This window comes from Streptacidiphilus sp. PAMC 29251, assembly GCF_054208735.2.
The window spans coordinates 9348054-9364888 of the sequence record NZ_CM135725.2; the positions used below are offsets into that span (position 1 = coordinate 9348054).

The following is a 16835-nucleotide window of genomic DNA, read 5'->3' on the forward strand; positions in this document are numbered from 1 at the left end:
AAAGACTATTGACCACTCGACTGAGAGGCGACCGAACGGTGGACACCCCCAACGGGCCGCTGACGGACACACGCCGGCCGATCGCCCCGCCCAGCACCCCGTACCGGATCGGCAACGCCAGGAGACGGCGGCCGGCCGTGCTCGCCCTGGCCGTCGCCCTCGTCGCCGCGGGCGGCCTCGGCGGCGCCGCCCTCTACACCGCGACCGGCAAGCGGGTCGCGGTCATCGCCCTCGCCCGCAACGTCCCGGCCGGCCGCACCATCACCAGCGCCGACCTCTCCGAGGCGCAGATCTCGCTCGACCCGGCGCTCCACCCGCTCTCGGTGCACAGCAAGGTGGTGGGGATGCGGGCCACCACCGACCTCAAGGCGGGCAGCCTGCTCACCGGCTCCGACCTCACCAACGACCCGCTGGTGCTGGCCGGGCAGCAGGTGGTCGGCGTCCCCGCCAAGCACACCCAGCTGCCCGCCGTGAAGCTCCAGCCGGGCACCAGGGTGGTGCTGGTCGCCACCCCCTCCGGGCCCGGCACCGGCGGGGCGAGCAGCACCACCGGCAGCGGCACCGGCTCGGCCGGGTCCGCCGCGCTGACCGCGATCACCGTGCGGGTCGTCGACGTCGGCGCGCCCGACAGCGACGGCGTCGTGGTGGTCGACCTGGCCGTCCCCTCGGCCCAGGGCGCCTCGGTCGCGGACCTGGTGGCGAGCGGCAAGTTCGCCCTGCTCATCGCCGCGCAGGGGAGTGGCTGATGTCGGTCGTCACCATCAGCGGAGGACCCGGCGCGCCGGGCGCCACCACCACCGCCCTGGGGCTGCTGCTCGCCTGGCCGCTCGCCGAGGGACGGCGGGTGGTCCTGCTCGAATGCGACCCGGACGGCGGCGCGGTGCTCTCCGGGGCGCTCGAAGGACGGGTCGAGGCCGGGTACGGGCTGCGCCACCTGGCCGTCGCCGACCGCCGCGGCCGGCTCGCGGAGACGCTCTGGGAGCAGCTCGTGGACATCTCCCCGGACGGCGGCGGCTCCCGGCTGCTGCTGCCTGGACTCACCGACCCGGCCCAGGCGGCCGGCCTCGCCTACACCTGGGAGCCGATGGTGACGGCCTGCCAGGATCTGGACCGGGGCGGTTGCGACGTGCTGATCGACCTCGGCCGCTCCGGCGCCCACGGCCCCTCGGGGGTGCTCGCCCGCCGCGCCGACGCGGTGCTGGTCACCGTCCGCTCGACGCTGCGCGGCCTCAGCTCCGCCAAGCCGCGGATCGCCGCGCTGGCGGCCGACCTGGACGCCGAGGGCACCGGCGCCGACGCGCTCGCGGTGATCCTGGTCCAGGAGGGCCCCTACGCCCCGGCCGAGGTGGCACGGGCGCTGGGCGCCCCGGTGCTCGGCCTGCTGCCGTACGAGCCGCGCAGCGCCCGGGTGCTCTCCGACGGCGGGGACAGCGCGGACCGGCGGTTCGTCCGCTCCGGGCTGATGCGCTCGGTGCGGTCGACGGCCGACGAGATCCGGATGCTGACGGGGCGTCGGCGGCTGCGGCTCAGCCCGGTGCCGCAGGCCCCGAGGCAGCCCCAGCCGGCCATGCCGGGCAGGCAGCAGGCCGTGCAGGACCCGTACCCGCAGGCGCAGCAGCCGGAGCAGCCGCAGCCCGGGCCGCACCAGCAGCCGCAGTTCGTGCCGCCGGCACCGCAGGCCCCCCGGCCCGCACCCCCGGCGACACCCCAACCCGCCCCGCTGGCCGGCTTCGCGCCGCGTCCACCGGTGCCGCAGGCATTCGCCCCACCGTCGCCGAACGGGCCGACCGGCCCGAACGGCCCGGGGCAGGAGGTAGCCCGTGTCTTCTAGGCATGCCGCCCCCAACGCCACCGGCGAGCCGGTGAACGGCGACGCCAGGGTGGTGGTGGGAGGCGCCGCCGCGCGCCCGGAGTGGTCCCCGACCGCCGTGCGCCACCCGCTGCTGCAACCGACCCCGGCACCGGTCCCGCCCAACGGCGGCGTCCCGGCCAACGGCAACCCGCCACCCAACGGCAACGGCAACGGCTACGTCGCCAACGGCTACAGCGCGAACGGCGCCGGCTTCTCGAACGGCGCGGTGAACGGCTCCGGCTTCTCGAACGGCGCCGGCTTCTCGAACGACTCCGGCTCCGTGAACGGCGTGACCCCCGTCGCCGATCCCGAGGTCGCCCGCACCCTCAAGCGCCAGGTCGCCAACGAACTGCACGAGCAACTGGCGCTGCTGGACGACCAGCGCGGCACCGCCGCCGACCCCGCCACCCGGCGCCAGCGCGGCCGGGCGCTGATCGAGGACGCCGTCGCCCGCTGGTCCGACGCCTATGCGCTGACCCACGGCATGGCGCCGACCCGGGCCCAGGACCGGGCGCTCTCCGAGGCCGTCTACAACCTGCTGTTCCGGGCCGGCCGGCTGCAGCCCTACCTGGACGACCCCGACATCGAGAACATCCTGATCAACGGCTGCGACGACGTCTGGATCTCCCGGGTGCACCAGCCGATGCGCCAGGTGCCCCCGGTGGCCGACAGCGACGAGGAACTGATCGAGCTGCTGCAGGACCTGGCCCGGCGGCACGGCGGCGGCGAGCGCAGCCTGTCCACGTCCAGCCCCACCCTCGCGCTGCGGCTCGAGGACGGGATGCGGCTGCAGGCGATGACCGGGGTCACCCCCCGCCCGTACGTGGCGATCCGGCGGCACCGGGTGGCCAGCGCCACCCTCGGCGACATGGTCGCCCTGGGCACCATCGACAGCACCCTCGCCGCCTTCCTGGCCGCCGCGATCCGGGCCCGCAAGAATGTGATGATCACCGGCACCCAGGGGGTCGGCAAGACCAGCCTGCTGCGCGCCATGGCCGGCGAGATCCCCAGGGACGAGCGGGTCGGCACCCTGGAGTCCGAGTACGAGCTGTGGCTGCACACCCTGGGCCACCTGCGCCAGGTGGTCCCGATGGAGGCCCGCGAGGGCAACGGCGAACGGGTGGACGGCCGCGCCGCCGGGGAGCTGACGATCGGTGAGCTGATCCCGGCCGCGCTGCGGATGACGCTCACCCGGATCATCGTCGGCGAGGTCCGCTCGGCCGAGGTGGTGCCGATGCTGCGGGTGATGACCAACGGCGAGGGCGGCTCCATGTGCACCCTGCACGCCCGCACCCCGCACATGGTGGTCGACCGGATCGCCGAACTCTGCCTGGAGTACGGCTCGCAGATGACCGACACCCTCGCCTACCGGCTCACCGCCAACGCCCTGGACTTCGTGGTCCACGTCACCATGCTGGACGAGACCCCGATCGGCGGCCGGCGGCACCGCTTCGTCTCGCACGTGCTGGAGGTGGTCGGCATGGGCGAGAGCGGGCGCCCGGCGCTGAACACCGTCTTCGGCCCGGCCGGATCCGAGCTGCGGGGCGTCCCGCAGACCCCGCCGGCCTGCCTGGACGACCTGCGCCGGGTCGGCTTCGACGCCCGGGCGCTGGGCTCGCCGACGGGCTCCTGGAGCAAGCCGCTGGATCTGCGGATCCAGGCGGGGGGTGCCTGGTGACGCTGCTCTTCATGCTGACCGGGGCCGTGTTCGTCGGCGGCTTCGTCGCGGTGGTGCTGTTCCTGCGCGGCAGCTACGCGGTGCCGGACCCGGAGTTGACGTTCCAACAGCCGGGGCGGGTCGAGCAGTTCATCCTCGACCTGGCCAAACGCCGGCTGCAGATCGCCATCGCGGTCGTCGGCGGCGCCGCGTCCTGGCTGTTCACCGGCATCCTGCTGACCCCGGTACTGGTGGTGGCGGTGGTGTTTCTGGTGCCCTGGCTGTTCGAGTCCACCAGCTCGCACACCGGGCGGATCGAGCGGATGGAGGCGCTGGCCGAGTGGACCCAGCGGCTCGCCGACGTGCTGCTGCTCGGGGTCGGCCTGGAGGCAGGCGATCATCAGCAGCCGGCGCACCGCGCCGGTCGTGCTGGAGCGCCACATCGACGACCTGGTCGGCCGGCTGCAGGCCCGCTGGGTGCCCGCCGACGCCCTGCGCGCCTTCGCCGACCAGCTCAACGACTCCACCGCCGACAAGGTGCTCGCGGCGCTGCTGCTGCGGGCCGCCGACCGGGGCCCCGGGCTGGCCGGCGCGCTCGCCGACCTGGCCGACGCGGTCCGCGAGGAGGTGCGGCAGCGCCGCGCCATCGAGGCGGACCGGGCCAAGCACCGGGCCACGGTGCGCTGGCTGGTCGTGATCATCCTCTGCGTGGTGGTGATCGGATCCTTCGACACCTCCTATGTCGCCCCCTACAACAGCCTGCTGGGGCTGGCCGTGCTGGTGGCCGTGGGCATGGCGTTCGTCGCCGTGGTGGCCTGGATGCGCAGCCTCGCCAGCCACACCCCCACCCCGCGCTTCCTGGAGCGGGACCGCCGCAGCCGCACCGGCAGCGCCCCCGACCCGGTGCACGAGCCCGACCTGCTGGACCCGGCCCCGGAGTTCGACACCATGAAGGGCGGGCCGCGCCGATGACCTGGCTGATCGTCGCAGGAGTGGTGGTGGGCCTCGGCATCGGGCTGCTCGCCGCCGAGCTGAGGCCGGCCCCGCCGGATCTCGACACGGCGCTGGAGCGGCTGCACCGGGAGCCGGTACGGCCGAGCATGGGCCGCGCGATCCAGCCGCTCGGTCCGCTGGACCGGATCGGGGCCCGTCTGGTGGGGGTGCAGGGCAAGTGGATCCCGCTGCCCGAACTGGCCCTGATCGGACGCACCCCGACTCGGTTCATGGCCCACAAGCTGATGTTCGCCCTGGTGGGCCTGCTGATCCCGCCGGCCCTGCTGGCGGCGACCTCGCTGATGGGCCTGTCGCTGCCGCTGGAGCTGCCGGTGGTCGGCTCGCTGCTGCTGGCCGGGATGCTGTGGTTCGTCCCCGACGGCATCGTCCGCGGCGAGGCCAAGGAGGCACGGGTCGAGTACCTGCACGGCATCGCCGCCTACCTGGAGCTGGTGGCGCTGGAGCGGGCCGCCGACTGCGGCCCCGCCGAGGCGCTGAGCCGGGCCGCGACGGTGGGCCGGGGCACCGTGTTCCGTCGGATCGCCGACGCCCTGGACCGCGCCACGCTGGACCGTCGGCCGCCCTGGGACGGGCTCGACTCGCTGGCCAACGAACTCGCCCTGACGCCGCTTCAGGACGTCGCCGACATCATGCGGATCTCCGGGACGGACGGCGCCGCCGTCTACCGGACCCTTCGGGCCCGTGCCCGCAACCTGCGTTCCGAGCTCCTCGCCGAGGAGCTCGCCAAAGCCAACGTCGACAGTGAGCGCATGGTCGCCCCGGGCACCGCCCTGGTGACCCTGATGACCGTACTCATCGGATTTCCCGCCGTGTACCAGATCTTCAAAGGAGGCTGACAATGAAGCACATCCCCGTCAAGTTCGACAGCCGGCAGGTCGGCGCGCTCGTCCCCGACTTCGCGATGCCGTTCGTGATGACCTGCCACCACATCCGCTACCGCGCCACCCGGGTCAGTGCCGCCCGCACCGACCGCGACAAGGGCGCGCTCAGCATCGAGATGGCGATGCTGGTGATCGCCCTGATCGCCGCGGCCGTGCTGGTCGTGGCGGCCATCGGCAAGCTGGTCCTGGCCAAGTCCGGCAAGATCGGCACCACGGACACCAGCGGACAGTGAGCCCCAAGCCTCCCCGGGCGGGGGACGGCGGGGTGATGTCGATCAGCCTGGCCATGGTGTTCCCGCTCGTCCTGACCCTGATCCTGCTCACCGTGCAGGGTGCGCTCTGGTGGTACGACCGCCAGGTCGCGCTCAGTGCTGCCCGGCAGGGCAGCGAGGCGGCGCGCAGTTTCCAGGCCGATCCGGGCGCCGGGGCGGCGGCGGCGAACCGCTTCCTCGATCAGGTCGGCGGCGGCCTGACCGAGCGCAGCGTCCAGGTGTCGCCGGTGACGGCGAACAGCCTGACGGTCACCTCCACGGTGACCGTCAGGACGCAGTCGCTGCTGCCGTTCCTGCCCGGGATCCTGATCACCCAGACGATCGTCGCCCCGGTCGAGCGCTTCGTCCCGGCGACACCGTGACCAGGCCGGCGGCGGGGGCCGCGGAGCGGGGCTTGGTTCGGGCTGCGGACCAGGGCTTGACGCGAGTCGCGGACCAGGGCGGTCGCGCCGCCGAGCAGGGCAGTTTCGCGATCGAGGCGGCCATCCTGGTCCCCTCGCTGCTGCTGTTCCTGCTGATGGTGATCGCGGCCGGACGGGTCGAGACCGCCGGGGGAGTCGTGGACGCCGCCGCCCGCGACGGGGCCCGCAGCGCCTCGCTGGCCCGTACCACCACCGACGCCGCCGTGCAGGCCGCGCAGGACTCGGCGGCGACCACACTGCACCAGGAGGGGGTCTCGTGCCGCAACGAGCAGGCGGAGGTCGACACCAGCGACTTCGCGCCGCCACTCGGGCAGACCGGACAGGTCACCGTGACGGTGCACTGCACCGTCTCGCTGGCCGACCTGTCGGTGCCGGGGCTGCCCGGCAGCATCACCATGACCAGCACCTTCACCTCGGTCACCGACGCCTACCGGGCCCGATGAGCGGCGGGGCGGCGGGTCGTGCAGGCCTTCGCGGGGACGACCGCGATGCGGGCACCCTGTCGATCTTTGTCGCCATCTGCGCCACCATGCTGCTGATGCTCACCGGCCTGGTCCTGGACGGGGGCGGCCGGCTGCGCGCCGTGGAGCGGGCCGACTCGCTGGCCCAGGAGGCGGCCCGGGCCGGCGGCCAGCAGATCGACCGGGCCGCGCTGCTCCGGGGCCAGGGCCTCAAGTACGACCGGCAGGCGGCGGTCGACGCGGTGGTGCACTACCTCGGCGCCAACGGCATCGACAGCCAGGATGTCAACGCCAGTGACAATGCCAATGACAACCGTCCTGACGGTCACCATCACCACGAAATACCACACCTCACTGCTCGGCCTCGTCGGCGTCGACGAGATCAGCGTGGAAGGCGTGGGCCAGGCCCGGCTCGTCCCCGGCGTCTCCACCGCCGACCCCGCACCGACCTCCTGACAACGCCGCTGACAACGCTTCTTTCGACTTCTGCTCCTCTCCCGACCTCCGCCCCCTTCCGACCTCCGACCCCTGTACTGGAGTAGTCCTGATGCTCCGTAACCTCCTCCGCGGCCTCGCGGCGCTGGTCGCCCTCGCGCTGCTGCTGGTCGGCCTGCCCGCCGTGCTGGCCGTGGGCACCCTCGCGGTCACCAGGCAGGCCAATCCGCAGCAGTCCGGGCTGGTCGACCTGCTGACCCGGCCCGACAACGGCAACCTCTTCCTCTGGGCGCTGGTCGTGGTCGGCTGGATCGGCTGGCTCTGCTTCGCCGCGTCCGTGCTGGTCGAGATCCCGGCCCAGTTGCGTGGCCGCAGTGCCCGCAGGGTGTTCGCGCTCGGCTGGAGCCAGCGGATGGCGGGCAGCCTGGTCGGCGCGGTGCTCGCGCTGCTGCCGACCGCGGGGGCCGCGCTGGCCGCGACACCCGCTGCCGCGACCACGACGGTCGGGGTGCACGCCCCGGTGGCCGCCGAGGCTCCGGCCCAGCCCGCGGGCGCGCCGACGGTCGGGACGCAGAGCGGAGTGGCGAACCCGGCCCAGCCGACCTACCGGGTACGGGGGGAGCGCCCGGCGGAGAGCCTGTGGAGCATCGCCGAGAAGGAGCTCGGCTCGGGGGAGCGCTGGAAGGAGATCGCCCGGCTGAACCGGGGCCGGACCATGGACGCGAGCGGCCGCCGCTTCGACGCGGACCGTCCGATCCACCCGGGCTGGGTGCTGCTGGTGCCTGCCGACGCGGTGTCAGCGACCGGCGCCGGGGCGGGTGCGGGGGCCGGGGCGGGCGCTGGGGTCGCTCCGCAGGCCCAGGCGGCGCCGGGAACGGATCATCGGACCGAGGTGGTGGTCAGGGCCGGTGACAGCCTCTCCAAGCTGGCCCAGGAGGAGCTGGGGAACGCCTCGAAGTGGCCGGAGCTCTTCGCCGCGAACAAGGGGGTGCGGGCCCCGGACGGGGTACGGCTGGAGAACCCCGACCTGATCGAACCAGGGATGGTGCTGACGGTTCCTCAGGCCGGCGGCGGCACGGTTCCGCCGGTGGGCACGCCCCCGGTCACCACCCCGCCGAAGCCGACCCCGCCGGTCGGCAGCCCGCCGGTCACGACCCCGCCGACGCACGCCCCGCCGGCTCAGACCCCGCCCGCGACCCAGCCGGCGGCCCCGACCCACCCCGCGCCGACGCACGCCGTCCCGACCCACCCCGCGCCGACCCATGTCGCACCCACCCACCCGGCCCCGGTCGTCCCCTCGGCGTCCGCCCCGTCGCCCGCGTCGCCCCCGGCGAGCGTGGCCGCCGCGCCGTCCCACTCCGGCTCCTCCTCCAACCTCGCCGAGGACGGCCTGATCGGCGGCACCGCGCTGCTCGCCGCCGTCGTCCTCGGTGCGATCGCGGTCCGCCGTGCCAGCAGTCCGCGTGGGCCGCGCCGCGCCAGCACACCCGGCCGAAGCCGCCCCGTCCCGATCCGGCCGCCGCCGCGGTGGCCGCGCTGCCGGCCTCGTTGCTGGAACCGACGCCGCCGCCCTTCCTTCCGATACCCGCCCCCATGCCCGCGCCGACCAGCGCCTTCCGGAGCAGCGAGACCGGCCTCGCCTTCCTCGCCGCGATGTCCGCCCGGCAGGACGCCGTCGGCCTCGACCTGCTCGACCGGGCCCTGCGCAGCCTGGCCCGCACCGCGACCGCCGAGGGCCGCCGACTGCCCGCGCTGACCGTGGTCCGGATCACCCCGGCCCACACCGTGGAACTGCACCTCTCCACCCCGGCCCCGCCGATCCTGCCGTTCCGTGCCGCGCACGCCTCCACCGTCTGGTGGTGCACCCCGGACGCGGACCACCTGCTCTCCGCCGAGGAGGCCGCGACCGTCCCGGCCCCCTATCCCGCACTGGTCAGCCTGGGCACGGCGGCCGAGGGCAGCATCGTCCTGGTCGACCTTGAGGCGGTGCGGCTGGTGCACCTTTCCGGCGCGCCCCGGGCGGTGACCGAGGTGCTGCGCACCCTCGCCCTGGAACTCGCCTTCACTCCGCTCGCCGACGAGGTGACCATCCACACCGTGGGCGTCGCGGAGGAGTTGGAGCCGGCCGCCGAGGGGCGGCTGCGGGTCCACGACAGCCTGGAGGACGCGGTCGCCGCAGTCTCGGCGCGCGACCACGAGGTGCGCCGGGCGCTGGCCGAGGCCGGTGCGTCCACCCCGCGCGAGGCCAGGAGCAGGGGTGCGGCGGGTGCGGCCTGGGCCCCGGAGATCGTGCTCTGCGCGACCGTCCCGGACGGGATGATGCCCGAGGAGCTCGGCAGGATGCTGGACGCCAGCCCGCGCGGCAGCGTCGCCGTGGTCGCCTCGGCGCCGCCGCCCGGCGCGGGTCCGATGGCCCGGTGGACCCTGCCGGTGAGCGGCTCGGCCTCGCTGCCCGGGCTCGGCATGAGCGTGGAGCTGCAGCATCTGAGCGACCATCAGTACCTGCAGTGGCTCGGCCTGCTCGGCACCACGCTGGCCGTGCCCGACCTGGTGGACGAACCCGAGGACCCGGCCACCGCGCCGCGCCCGTTCGCCGACGACCGCTCGTCTGCCGACGACCCGTACCACCCGGCGGACCCGTCCACCGGGCTGCCCTTCGCGCCGCGCCCGGAGCCCCGTTTCGACGCCCGTTTCGAGCCCCGCCCCGACCCCCGTCCTGAACCCCGTTTCGAGCCCGGTTTCGAACCCCGCCCGGAACCGCTGCTGGAACCGCCCGCGGAACCGCTGCCCGAGCCGCTGCCCGAGTCCCGTCCCGAGCCAGTGCCGACGTCCCGTCCCGACCCCCGGCAGGACCTCGCCCCCGCGCTCGACCCCTGGGCGGTCCGCAGCCCCTGGCCCGACCCGGCGTCCTCCGCCGTCGAGGAGCAGGACGTCGCCGAGTCGGTCGAGGCCGCCCATGAGCTGACCCTGCGCCGGCTCCGGGCCGGCGACCACCAGGGCGCCGAGGCGGCGGCGTTCGCCGGGCTCACTCCGGCCCCCGAGACCGAACTGCTGCACCGCGACCTGCTCTGCGTCTACGCCGACGCCGGGGCCACCGACCAGCTCCACAAGGCGGTCAACCGCCTGGAGCGGATCTCGGTCCGTTCCGGCCGCCCGCTGGAACCGGAGACCGACGCCCTGATTGCCGAACTCCGGGGGACCGGTTGATCGCCGAACTCCGGGGGACCGGTGGCGCCGCCTGACGGCGGCGGTAGGGTTGACAGCTTGCCGCACGCTCGGCTCAGGCGGCGGGCCGACAGGTTCTGACGAGGTGACACGGTAGTGGTGACGAGCGAGATGGCGCTCCTGGGAGCGAGTCCGCGTGGGCGGATACTCGTGGTCGAGGGCGGCGCCGGGCGCGGCCCCCGACGTTTTCCGCCACGCAGCGGACGCCCCGCGCCCGCCCTCTCGGCGATCCTGGCCGCCATCTCGCCGCAGGTGCTGCTGGTCGCGGACGCGGTGGACACGGTCCACCTCCCCGTGGCCACCGACGCCACCGCGGTCCTCGCCCATCTGCGCGCCGCGGTGCGGCATCCAGGTCCGCTGCTGGTGCACATCGGCGGACACCTGGTCCGGAACCGCCGCACCGGCGCCGCCGAACTCGACCTCGGCAGCACCCGGCTGCCCTGGCAGACGGTGGTCGACGAACTGCGGCTGCGCCCGGTCGAGACCACCTCGCTGGTGATCGCGGACCTCAGCGCCGACGAGGACGTACTCCCGCCGCTGCGGGTGGTTCCCTCCCCGCTGGGCGCCGGGCTGCCGCTGTGGGCGGCGGTGAACCCCGACCCGCAGCAGGTCGGCACCTTCACCCGGGCCCTGGTGGAGACGCTGCACGGCGGCCGCCCCGGCGCGGACGGCGCGCTGACCCCGGAGCAGCTGCACCAGCAGGTGCACTCGGTGCTCCGGCCCGAGGTGCTGCTGGTCGCCTCGCACAGCGCGGGGCAGCAGATCTTCCGCAACACCGCCCGCCGCCTCGAACCGGCCCCGGCTGCCGACCCGGCGCCCGTCCCCGAGGTGCCGCCGGTCGACGAGGTGCCGCCGTTCGACACCCCGCCGCTGCCCGAGCAGCCGCCCACGGTCCATCTGACGGTCGCCGCCGAGGACTACCAGCAGGCCATCGGCGTGATCGTGGCCGCCGCGGACGCCGGGGAGCACGCCCGCGCCGCCTCCTTCGCCCGCGAGCTGGAGCGCGAGGCCTTCGCCGCCCACGGTCCGGACGCGGAGCCCTCGCTGAGGGTTCGTCAGGTCCGAGCTCATGTCTCCCGGCTGGCCGGCGAGCAGTCGGAGGCCGCCGAGCTCTACCGCGAGGTCGCGCTCAGCCTGCTCCGCACCCGCGGCGCCGACGACCAGGAGACCCGGCAGGCGACCGCCAACGCCGAGGCCTGCTGGCGCGCCGTCGAGGACGACGCCGAAGCCCACCGCCTCGGCCCCGACCTCCTCGCCCTACGCCGCGACGTCCCCGACGACCGCCGTCTCCGCGCCGTCGAGAAGCACCTGGCCCGCCTGGACGAAGCAGTCGCCCCGGTCCGCTGAGTCCGCGACTACCCGTGGTTACCATGGGCGGATGCTGACCAAGGCAGAGCTCCGCCGGATGCGCTGGTCGTCGTACTGGACCGAGGCCCTGGCCCGGAGGCTGATCGACCGCCTGCTCAACGGCCGTGCGCTGCAGCCTCGCTGGCTGCCCCGCCGGGTGGTGACCGTGCTGTCGGCGGACGTTGACCGCGCGGCGGGCGTCGGCGCGCTCTGGCTGGTGTCACGCCCCTGGACGGGGCGGGCGGAGGACTACAACCTGCAGTTCGAGCGCTGCGGCGAGGAGTGGCAGACCTCGGGCGGTGGAAGCAGCACCGGCGCGGACAACGTCCCCCGGCGGAGGCGCGAACCGGTGGGCGTCCCGGGCAGCTCGGGATAGTTGAACTCGTCGGCCAGACATGCGGGTTGAGCTACGCCCATCGCCTGGAGCACGGGCGCGACAGCGGCTCGGCCCCCTGGGTCGGCGCCACCAAACTGCGCGTGGCCGCCGAGGTCGACCACCTCCTCCTCGGCGCCCGCCGCATCGAGGTCCCAGCGAACGGCGAACTCATCGTCGTCTGGACCTCCCCGTCCACGGGACGTGGCGGTGTCCGTCCCCGCATCGTCGCCGTGGGCCACGACGGCACCGAACTCTCCACGCTCGGCCCCCGCCACCACATGGACAGCTACACCTGGGCGCTGGTCCAGCAGTAGCGCCCGCCGGGCCCCCGGCTAGGGCCGGGTAGGGGTGGAAGGCCACCGTGGGCACGGGGAACCCGAGCGGGCTGGGCAGAGGGATCGGCTGGCCGAAGGCGCCCTTCGCGTGCTCCTCGTAGACACCGTCGGTGAGCAGCAGGACCAGCCAGGTGGCGTCGCGGGGGTCGACGATCACATAGACGGGGATGCCCGCGCGTTGGTACGCGTCGCGCTTGGTCTCGTAGTCGCGGCGGGCGGCGCCCCGTCCCGCGCTGACCGTCTCGACCACGGCCAGGACGACGGAGGCCGGCCAGTCCCGTACGTCCTCGGGGATGTCGGTGGCCAGGGCGATGGCCACGTCCGGCCGGGGCTGGTCGCTGGGGCCGATCCCGACGCCGCGTTCGGAGAACGCCTCGAACGGCTCCGGCACCGTGCGTACGAAGACCCGGCCCGGCACGTCGTGCAGGTGCGTCGGATGGGGCTGCAGGACGATCTGCGAGTCCAGCAGCTCCGCCCAGGCGCCGGAGGGCAGCTCCAGTTCGTTCCAGAGCCGCAGGATCTCGCGATCCTCGTCGTCCGCGTACGTCATGGGAGCGACGCTACCGGGGCGGCCCGGGTGGCGGGGAAACGTCCGGGCCGAGGGTGCGGCGGTGGGTGAAGGGCCACTGGTGGGGCGGGCGGGAGAGCAGGTAGGATGGAGGGTCGGGCAGGGCGGGCGGGGTGCGGCCGGGGGTGTGCAGGATCAGCACCACGCGGTCGTCCTCGGCGGTGTAGAGCTCGGCGCTGCCGCCGGACGGGGCGGGGAGCCGCTCGGCCCAGGCGAACAGCTCGGCCAGGCGGCCCGGGGCGGCCCTGACCTCCCACATCAGGGTGTCCGGCACCGCGTGGCCGCCCGGCGCGCCGGGCGTCACCACGGGGACGGGGCGAAGTCCTTGAGGAACACCCCGAGCAGGTCCTCGCCCTGTTCGCCGCGGATGATCGGGTCGTAGACCCGGGCCGCGCCGTCGACCAGGTCCAGTGGGGCGTGGAAGCCCTCGTCGGCGAGGCGCATCTTGTCCGGGTGCGGGCGCTCGTCGGTGATCCAGCCGGTGTCCACGGCGGTCATCAGGATGCCGTCGTTGTCCAGCATCTCCTGCGCGCTGGTGCGGGTCAGCATGTTCAGCGCGGCCTTGGCCATATTGGTGTGGGGGTGGCCCGGGCCCTTGTAGCCGCGGCTGAACTGCCCCTCCATCGCCGACACGTTCACCACGTACTTGCGGCGGGCCGCCGAGGCCGCCATCGCCGGGCGCAGCCTGCTGACCAGGATGAACGGGGCGGTGACATTGCACAGCTGCACTTCGAGCAGCTCGATCGGGTCGACCTCGTCGACCTTCTGGCTCCAGCTGTTGACCGGGTCCAGGTCCGGGACCAGGCCGCCCGCGTCGATCGCGGTGCCGGCCGCCACCAGTGCGGCCGTGGCCGAGCCGCTGGTCAGCGCGAGCGCCGTCAGCGCCTGGGCGCTGAGCGCGCCCCGCTCGCCACGCGACTGGCTCGGCAGCGCGGGCTGGCGGCTGAGGTCGAAGCGGCCCAGCACGGTCGCCTCCGGCAGCTCCCCGGCCGGCAGCGGGGCGTCCTCGGCGGTGATCAGCTCGGCGTAGGCCTGGGCCGAGCGGCGGACGGTCTGCGCGGCGTTGTTGATCAGGATGTCCAGCGGCCCCGCCTCGGCGACCGAGTCCGCCAGCGCGATGACCTGCGAGGGGTCGCGCAGGTCGATTGCCGACGATACGCAGCCGGTGCAGCCACTCGGCGCTGTCCGGCATCGCGGTGAAGCGGCGGATCGCGTCGTTGGGGAAGCGGGTGGTGATGGTGGTGTGGGCGCCGTCGCGCAGCAGCCGCAGCGCGATGTACATCCCGATCTTGGCCCGGCCCCCGGTCAGCAGCGCCCGGCGCCCGCTCAGGTCGGTACGGGCGTCGCGGCGGGCCCGGTTCTCGTGCGCGCAGGGCTGGCACAGCTGGTGGTAGAAGGCGTCGACCTCGGTGTAGCGGGTCTTGCAGATGTAGCAGGACCGGGCCCGCTCCAGCACGCCCGCGATCGGCCCGCTGGTGACGGCGGTGAGCTGCAGGCCCTGGGTCTCGTCGTCGATCCGGTCGGCGGCCCCGGTCGCGGTGGCCTCGGTGACGGCCTTGTCGTTGGCGGTCTTCGCGGCCCGGCGCTCCTGCCGGCGGCGCTGCTTCACGGTCCGGTAGAGGCCGGCCGTGGCCAGCCGGACGGTGATCGCGTCGGGGTGGTCGATCGGAATGGTGTCCAGCTCGGCGAGGACCGAGAGCGCCAGCTTCAGCCGCTCCGGGTCGATGCCGGGGACGTCCTGGTAGTCGCTGTCCCGGGAGGAGCCGTCCTGGTAGGACTCGGTGGAGACGTCCTCGGCCGGGACCTCGGTGAGGATCGTGCCGCCGTCGGGTCCTGCGCTCATGCCGCTGCCGTTCCGTCGATCAGGGGGGTGCCAACTGAGACACCCTACGCAACCGCGCGGGGCAATCCAAATGGCCCACCCGCCGGGCGGCCCCGGCCCGTACCACCGAGAGTGGGTGTATGGCGACTAACAACACGACGACGTTCCAGGTCAACAAGCGGCTGCTGGCCGCCGGAGCCGTGCTCACCGGCTCGGGCGCGCTGCTGGCGCTGGTCGGCACCGCGATCGCGGGCACCGCGCTGGCGACGGCGGGCCGGGGCTGGGTGCAGAACCTGGACACCCCGCCCTCCGAGCTGGCGACCCGTGCCCTGCGCCAGGCGAGGACGGCCTCCCAGGCCGCCTCGCACGCGGGCGTGGACGCCTGGCGGGCCCAGGCCCGGTAGCCGTCCGGCGCTTACCGGGGCACCCCGTTTCGCCGTTGGCAGAGTTCTTCCGCCGATGGCGGAACGGGGCTGTGCGGCGTTCCGCCGACGCTGACACTCGATCACATAAAACTTCTGGTTCTTGGCGGTTCGGTGTTCCTCGGACAGGCGTTCGTACGTGAGGCCCTCGGCCGCGGCTGGCAGGTGACCACCTTCAACCGCGGGCTGTCGGACCGGGACGAACCCGGCGCCGAGGCCGTCCACGGCGACCGCGAGCAGCCCGACGACCTGGCCCGGCTGGTCGCGGCCGGCCCCTGGGACGCGGTGGTCGACACCGGCTACGTCCCGCGCGTGATCGGTGCCTCGGTCGCGGCCCTGGCCGAGTCCGCCGCGACCTACCTCTATGTGTCCAGCATCAACGCCTACCCGGGCTTCCCCGAGGTCCCCGTGGACGAGGACTCCCCGCAGCACCAGTGCGCCCCGGACGCCGGGCCCGAGGACGGCGACTACGGCACCCTCAAGGTCGGCTGCCAGCGCGCGGTCGAGGAGGGGTTCCCGGGCCGGGCACTGATCATCCAGCCCGGGCTGATCCTGGGCCCCGGCGACCGGGCCCGACGTACCGCCTGGTGGCTGCGCCGCGCCGCCGCGGGCGGCCGGATGGTCGCCCCCGGGGCGCCGGACCGCGAGATGCAGATGATCGACGCCCGCGACATCGCGATCTTCGGCCTGGACCGGGTCAACGCCGGTGACAACGGTCGTTACCTGACCAGCGGCACCCCGGCCAACACCAGCTGGGGCGCGTACCTGGGCGCGTGCGTCGAGGCGACCGGGAACAAGGCGGAGCTGGTCTGGGTCGACGACCAGCTGCTGTTCGAGCACGGTGTCGAGCCCTGGACCGAGCTGCCGCTCTGGGCCCCCGACCAGGAGGACTTCGCGGCGGTCTGGAAGCCCTCCTCGGCCAGGGCGATCGCAGCCGGGCTGCGCTGCCGCCCGATCACCGAGTCCGTCCACGACACCGCTGCCTGGCTGTTCGCCCCCGGCGGCCTGGACATCGCCTTCGGCGACCACCGCGGCACCGGCACCCGCGGCCTCACCCCGGAGAAGGAAGCCGCCATCCTCGCCACCTGGGACGCCCGCCACCGCTGACCCCCTCGGGCCAAGCCGGTTCGGTGACTCCGCGCCAGTAGGATGCACCCATGGGTGACATGGCGAGGATCTGGGAGCAGTTCGAGCCCCCGAGCGGGGTACGGGCCGAGTTTCATCGGTGGCGAGATCGTCATGCAGGCCAACCCGACCACGTTGCACAACCTGATCATCCGCAACATCGTCCGGCAGGTGGACGGTCGCAGTCTTGAAGCCTGGGGCGAGCAGGGGATCGAACTCCACGAGGAGTCCAAGCCGCGGCCCGATGCCATGGTCGTGCGCGGTGAGGACATCCCGATCGAGTCGCGGGACTGGCCCCATCAGATCGTCCAGGTCGTCATCGAGGTCGTCTCTCCCGGCCGGGACGCCTGGAAGGACGACTGGCACAAGAAGCGTGACGCCTACCAGGAAGCGCGGATCCATCGCTATCTGATCATCGACCCGCGGGACAGCAGCTGGCATCTGCTCACGATGGATTTCACCGCCTCGCCGCCACGCTACGAGGAGGCCGAAAAGGGCGTCTTCGGCCAGCCGGTACCGCTGGGTGTTCAGGACGAGGCAGGAGAACTCGTCCTGGACACCCATGCCTGGCACCCCTACCCGGCCAAGGACGCCCCCTGACCCCCCCCAGGACGCCGCCGC

General features: G+C 74.0%; 18 protein-coding genes and 2 pseudogenes. 16 read left to right on the plus strand and 4 right to left on the minus strand.

Annotated features, from left to right (window positions below; all coding sequences use genetic code 11):
* Positions 1-38: 38 nt before the first annotated feature.
* Genes ACXKR8_RS44650 through ACXKR8_RS44660 form a run of 3 tightly spaced genes read left to right on the plus strand, consistent with a single transcriptional unit; the run spans position 39 to position 3530 of the window.
* Positions 39-746, plus strand: coding sequence for an SAF domain-containing protein (locus tag ACXKR8_RS44650; protein WP_458270250.1), 708 nt, complete (start codon positions 39-41; stop codon positions 744-746).
* Positions 746-1831, plus strand: a complete 1086-nt coding sequence (locus ACXKR8_RS44655; protein ID WP_458270251.1) for a CpaE-like family protein — start codon at positions 746-748, stop codon at positions 1829-1831. Before ACXKR8_RS44650 ends, ACXKR8_RS44655 begins: the two co-directional genes overlap by 1 nt.
* Complete coding sequence (locus ACXKR8_RS44660; protein ID WP_458270252.1) at positions 1821-3530, plus strand: CpaF family protein; 1710 nt, start codon at positions 1821-1823, stop codon at positions 3528-3530. The genes ACXKR8_RS44655 and ACXKR8_RS44660 overlap by 11 nt, the downstream gene beginning before the upstream one ends.
* A gap of 73 nt (positions 3531-3603) precedes the next feature.
* Here ACXKR8_RS44660 and ACXKR8_RS44665 read toward each other — a convergent pair whose 3' ends face one another.
* Positions 3604-3816 carry a hypothetical protein gene (locus ACXKR8_RS44665; protein ID WP_462100108.1) on the minus strand — a complete coding sequence of 71 codons (213 nt, stop codon included), beginning with the start codon at positions 3814-3816 and terminating at the stop codon, positions 3604-3606.
* A 119-nt stretch (positions 3817-3935) separates the two neighbouring features.
* Here ACXKR8_RS44665 and ACXKR8_RS44670 point away from each other — a divergent pair, with 119 nt between their 5' ends.
* The 10 genes and pseudogenes from ACXKR8_RS44670 (at position 3936) to ACXKR8_RS44715 (ending at position 11942) form a co-directional block, all read left to right on the plus strand.
* Positions 3936-4481, plus strand: coding sequence for a type II secretion system F family protein (locus tag ACXKR8_RS44670; RefSeq protein ID WP_462100109.1), 546 nt, complete (start codon positions 3936-3938; stop codon positions 4479-4481).
* Complete coding sequence (locus tag ACXKR8_RS44675; protein ID WP_458270254.1) at positions 4478-5359, plus strand: hypothetical protein; 882 nt, start codon at positions 4478-4480, stop codon at positions 5357-5359. Before ACXKR8_RS44670 ends, ACXKR8_RS44675 begins: the two co-directional genes overlap by 4 nt.
* A 2-nt stretch (positions 5360-5361) precedes the next feature.
* Complete coding sequence (locus ACXKR8_RS44680; RefSeq protein ID WP_458270255.1) at positions 5362-5637, plus strand: hypothetical protein; 276 nt, start codon at positions 5362-5364, stop codon at positions 5635-5637.
* Positions 5634-6038 (plus strand): TadE/TadG family type IV pilus assembly protein, encoded by a 405-nt coding sequence (locus tag ACXKR8_RS44685; RefSeq protein ID WP_458270256.1) that lies wholly within the window; start codon positions 5634-5636, stop codon positions 6036-6038. Before ACXKR8_RS44680 ends, ACXKR8_RS44685 begins: the two co-directional genes overlap by 4 nt.
* Before the next feature lie 56 nt (positions 6039-6094).
* The gene (locus ACXKR8_RS44690; RefSeq protein ID WP_462100110.1) at positions 6095-6541 is read left to right on the plus strand and encodes a TadE/TadG family type IV pilus assembly protein; all 447 of its coding nucleotides are present in this window, start codon (positions 6095-6097) and stop codon (positions 6539-6541) included.
* Positions 6538-6723: pseudogene (locus ACXKR8_RS44695) on the plus strand (pilus assembly protein TadG-related protein); the annotation flags it as partial. The gene ACXKR8_RS44690 and the pseudogene ACXKR8_RS44695, both read left to right, overlap by 4 nt.
* Before the next feature lie 142 nt (positions 6724-6865).
* Positions 6866-7015: a hypothetical protein gene (locus tag ACXKR8_RS44700; RefSeq protein ID WP_462100769.1), complete on the plus strand. Its 150-nt coding sequence runs from the start codon at positions 6866-6868 to the stop codon at positions 7013-7015.
* Positions 7016-7106: 91 nt separating this feature from the next.
* The gene (locus ACXKR8_RS44705; protein ID WP_462100111.1) at positions 7107-8750 is read left to right on the plus strand and encodes a LysM peptidoglycan-binding domain-containing protein; all 1644 of its coding nucleotides are present in this window, start codon (positions 7107-7109) and stop codon (positions 8748-8750) included.
* Between the two features lie 1568 nt (positions 8751-10318).
* Positions 10319-11566 carry a hypothetical protein gene (locus ACXKR8_RS44710; RefSeq protein ID WP_462100112.1) on the plus strand — a complete coding sequence of 416 codons (1248 nt, stop codon included), beginning with the start codon at positions 10319-10321 and terminating at the stop codon, positions 11564-11566.
* A gap of 31 nt (positions 11567-11597) precedes the next feature.
* Positions 11598-11942 carry a hypothetical protein gene (locus tag ACXKR8_RS44715; RefSeq protein ID WP_462100113.1) on the plus strand — a complete coding sequence of 115 codons (345 nt, stop codon included), beginning with the start codon at positions 11598-11600 and terminating at the stop codon, positions 11940-11942.
* A gap of 168 nt (positions 11943-12110) precedes the next feature.
* On the opposite strand, the gene ACXKR8_RS44720 is transcribed toward ACXKR8_RS44715, so the two are convergent.
* The 3 genes and pseudogenes from ACXKR8_RS44720 to ACXKR8_RS44730 form a co-directional block, all read right to left on the minus strand.
* On the minus strand, positions 12111-12827 hold the full coding sequence (locus ACXKR8_RS44720; RefSeq protein WP_458270261.1) for a Uma2 family endonuclease: 717 nt from the start codon (positions 12825-12827) through the stop codon (positions 12111-12113).
* A 10-nt stretch (positions 12828-12837) separates the two neighbouring features.
* Positions 12838-13152: a hypothetical protein gene (locus ACXKR8_RS44725; protein WP_458270262.1), complete on the minus strand. Its 315-nt coding sequence runs from the start codon at positions 13150-13152 to the stop codon at positions 12838-12840.
* Positions 13146-14688: pseudogene (locus tag ACXKR8_RS44730) on the minus strand (SDR family NAD(P)-dependent oxidoreductase). The gene ACXKR8_RS44725 and the pseudogene ACXKR8_RS44730 overlap by 7 nt, the downstream one beginning before the upstream one ends.
* A gap of 119 nt (positions 14689-14807) precedes the next feature.
* Here ACXKR8_RS44730 and ACXKR8_RS44735 point away from each other — a divergent pair.
* From ACXKR8_RS44735 to ACXKR8_RS44745, 3 genes are all read left to right on the plus strand, one after another.
* Positions 14808-15071, plus strand: coding sequence for a hypothetical protein (locus tag ACXKR8_RS44735; protein WP_458270264.1), 264 nt, complete (start codon positions 14808-14810; stop codon positions 15069-15071).
* Positions 15072-15185: 114 nt separating this feature from the next.
* The gene (locus ACXKR8_RS44740; RefSeq protein WP_458275242.1) at positions 15186-16196 is read left to right on the plus strand and encodes an NAD-dependent epimerase/dehydratase family protein; all 1011 of its coding nucleotides are present in this window, start codon (positions 15186-15188) and stop codon (positions 16194-16196) included.
* Between the two features lie 42 nt (positions 16197-16238).
* A complete protein-coding gene (locus ACXKR8_RS44745; protein ID WP_462100114.1) occupies positions 16239-16814 on the plus strand; it encodes a Uma2 family endonuclease in 576 nt (191 codons plus the stop codon).
* Positions 16815-16835: the final 21 nt, after the last annotated feature.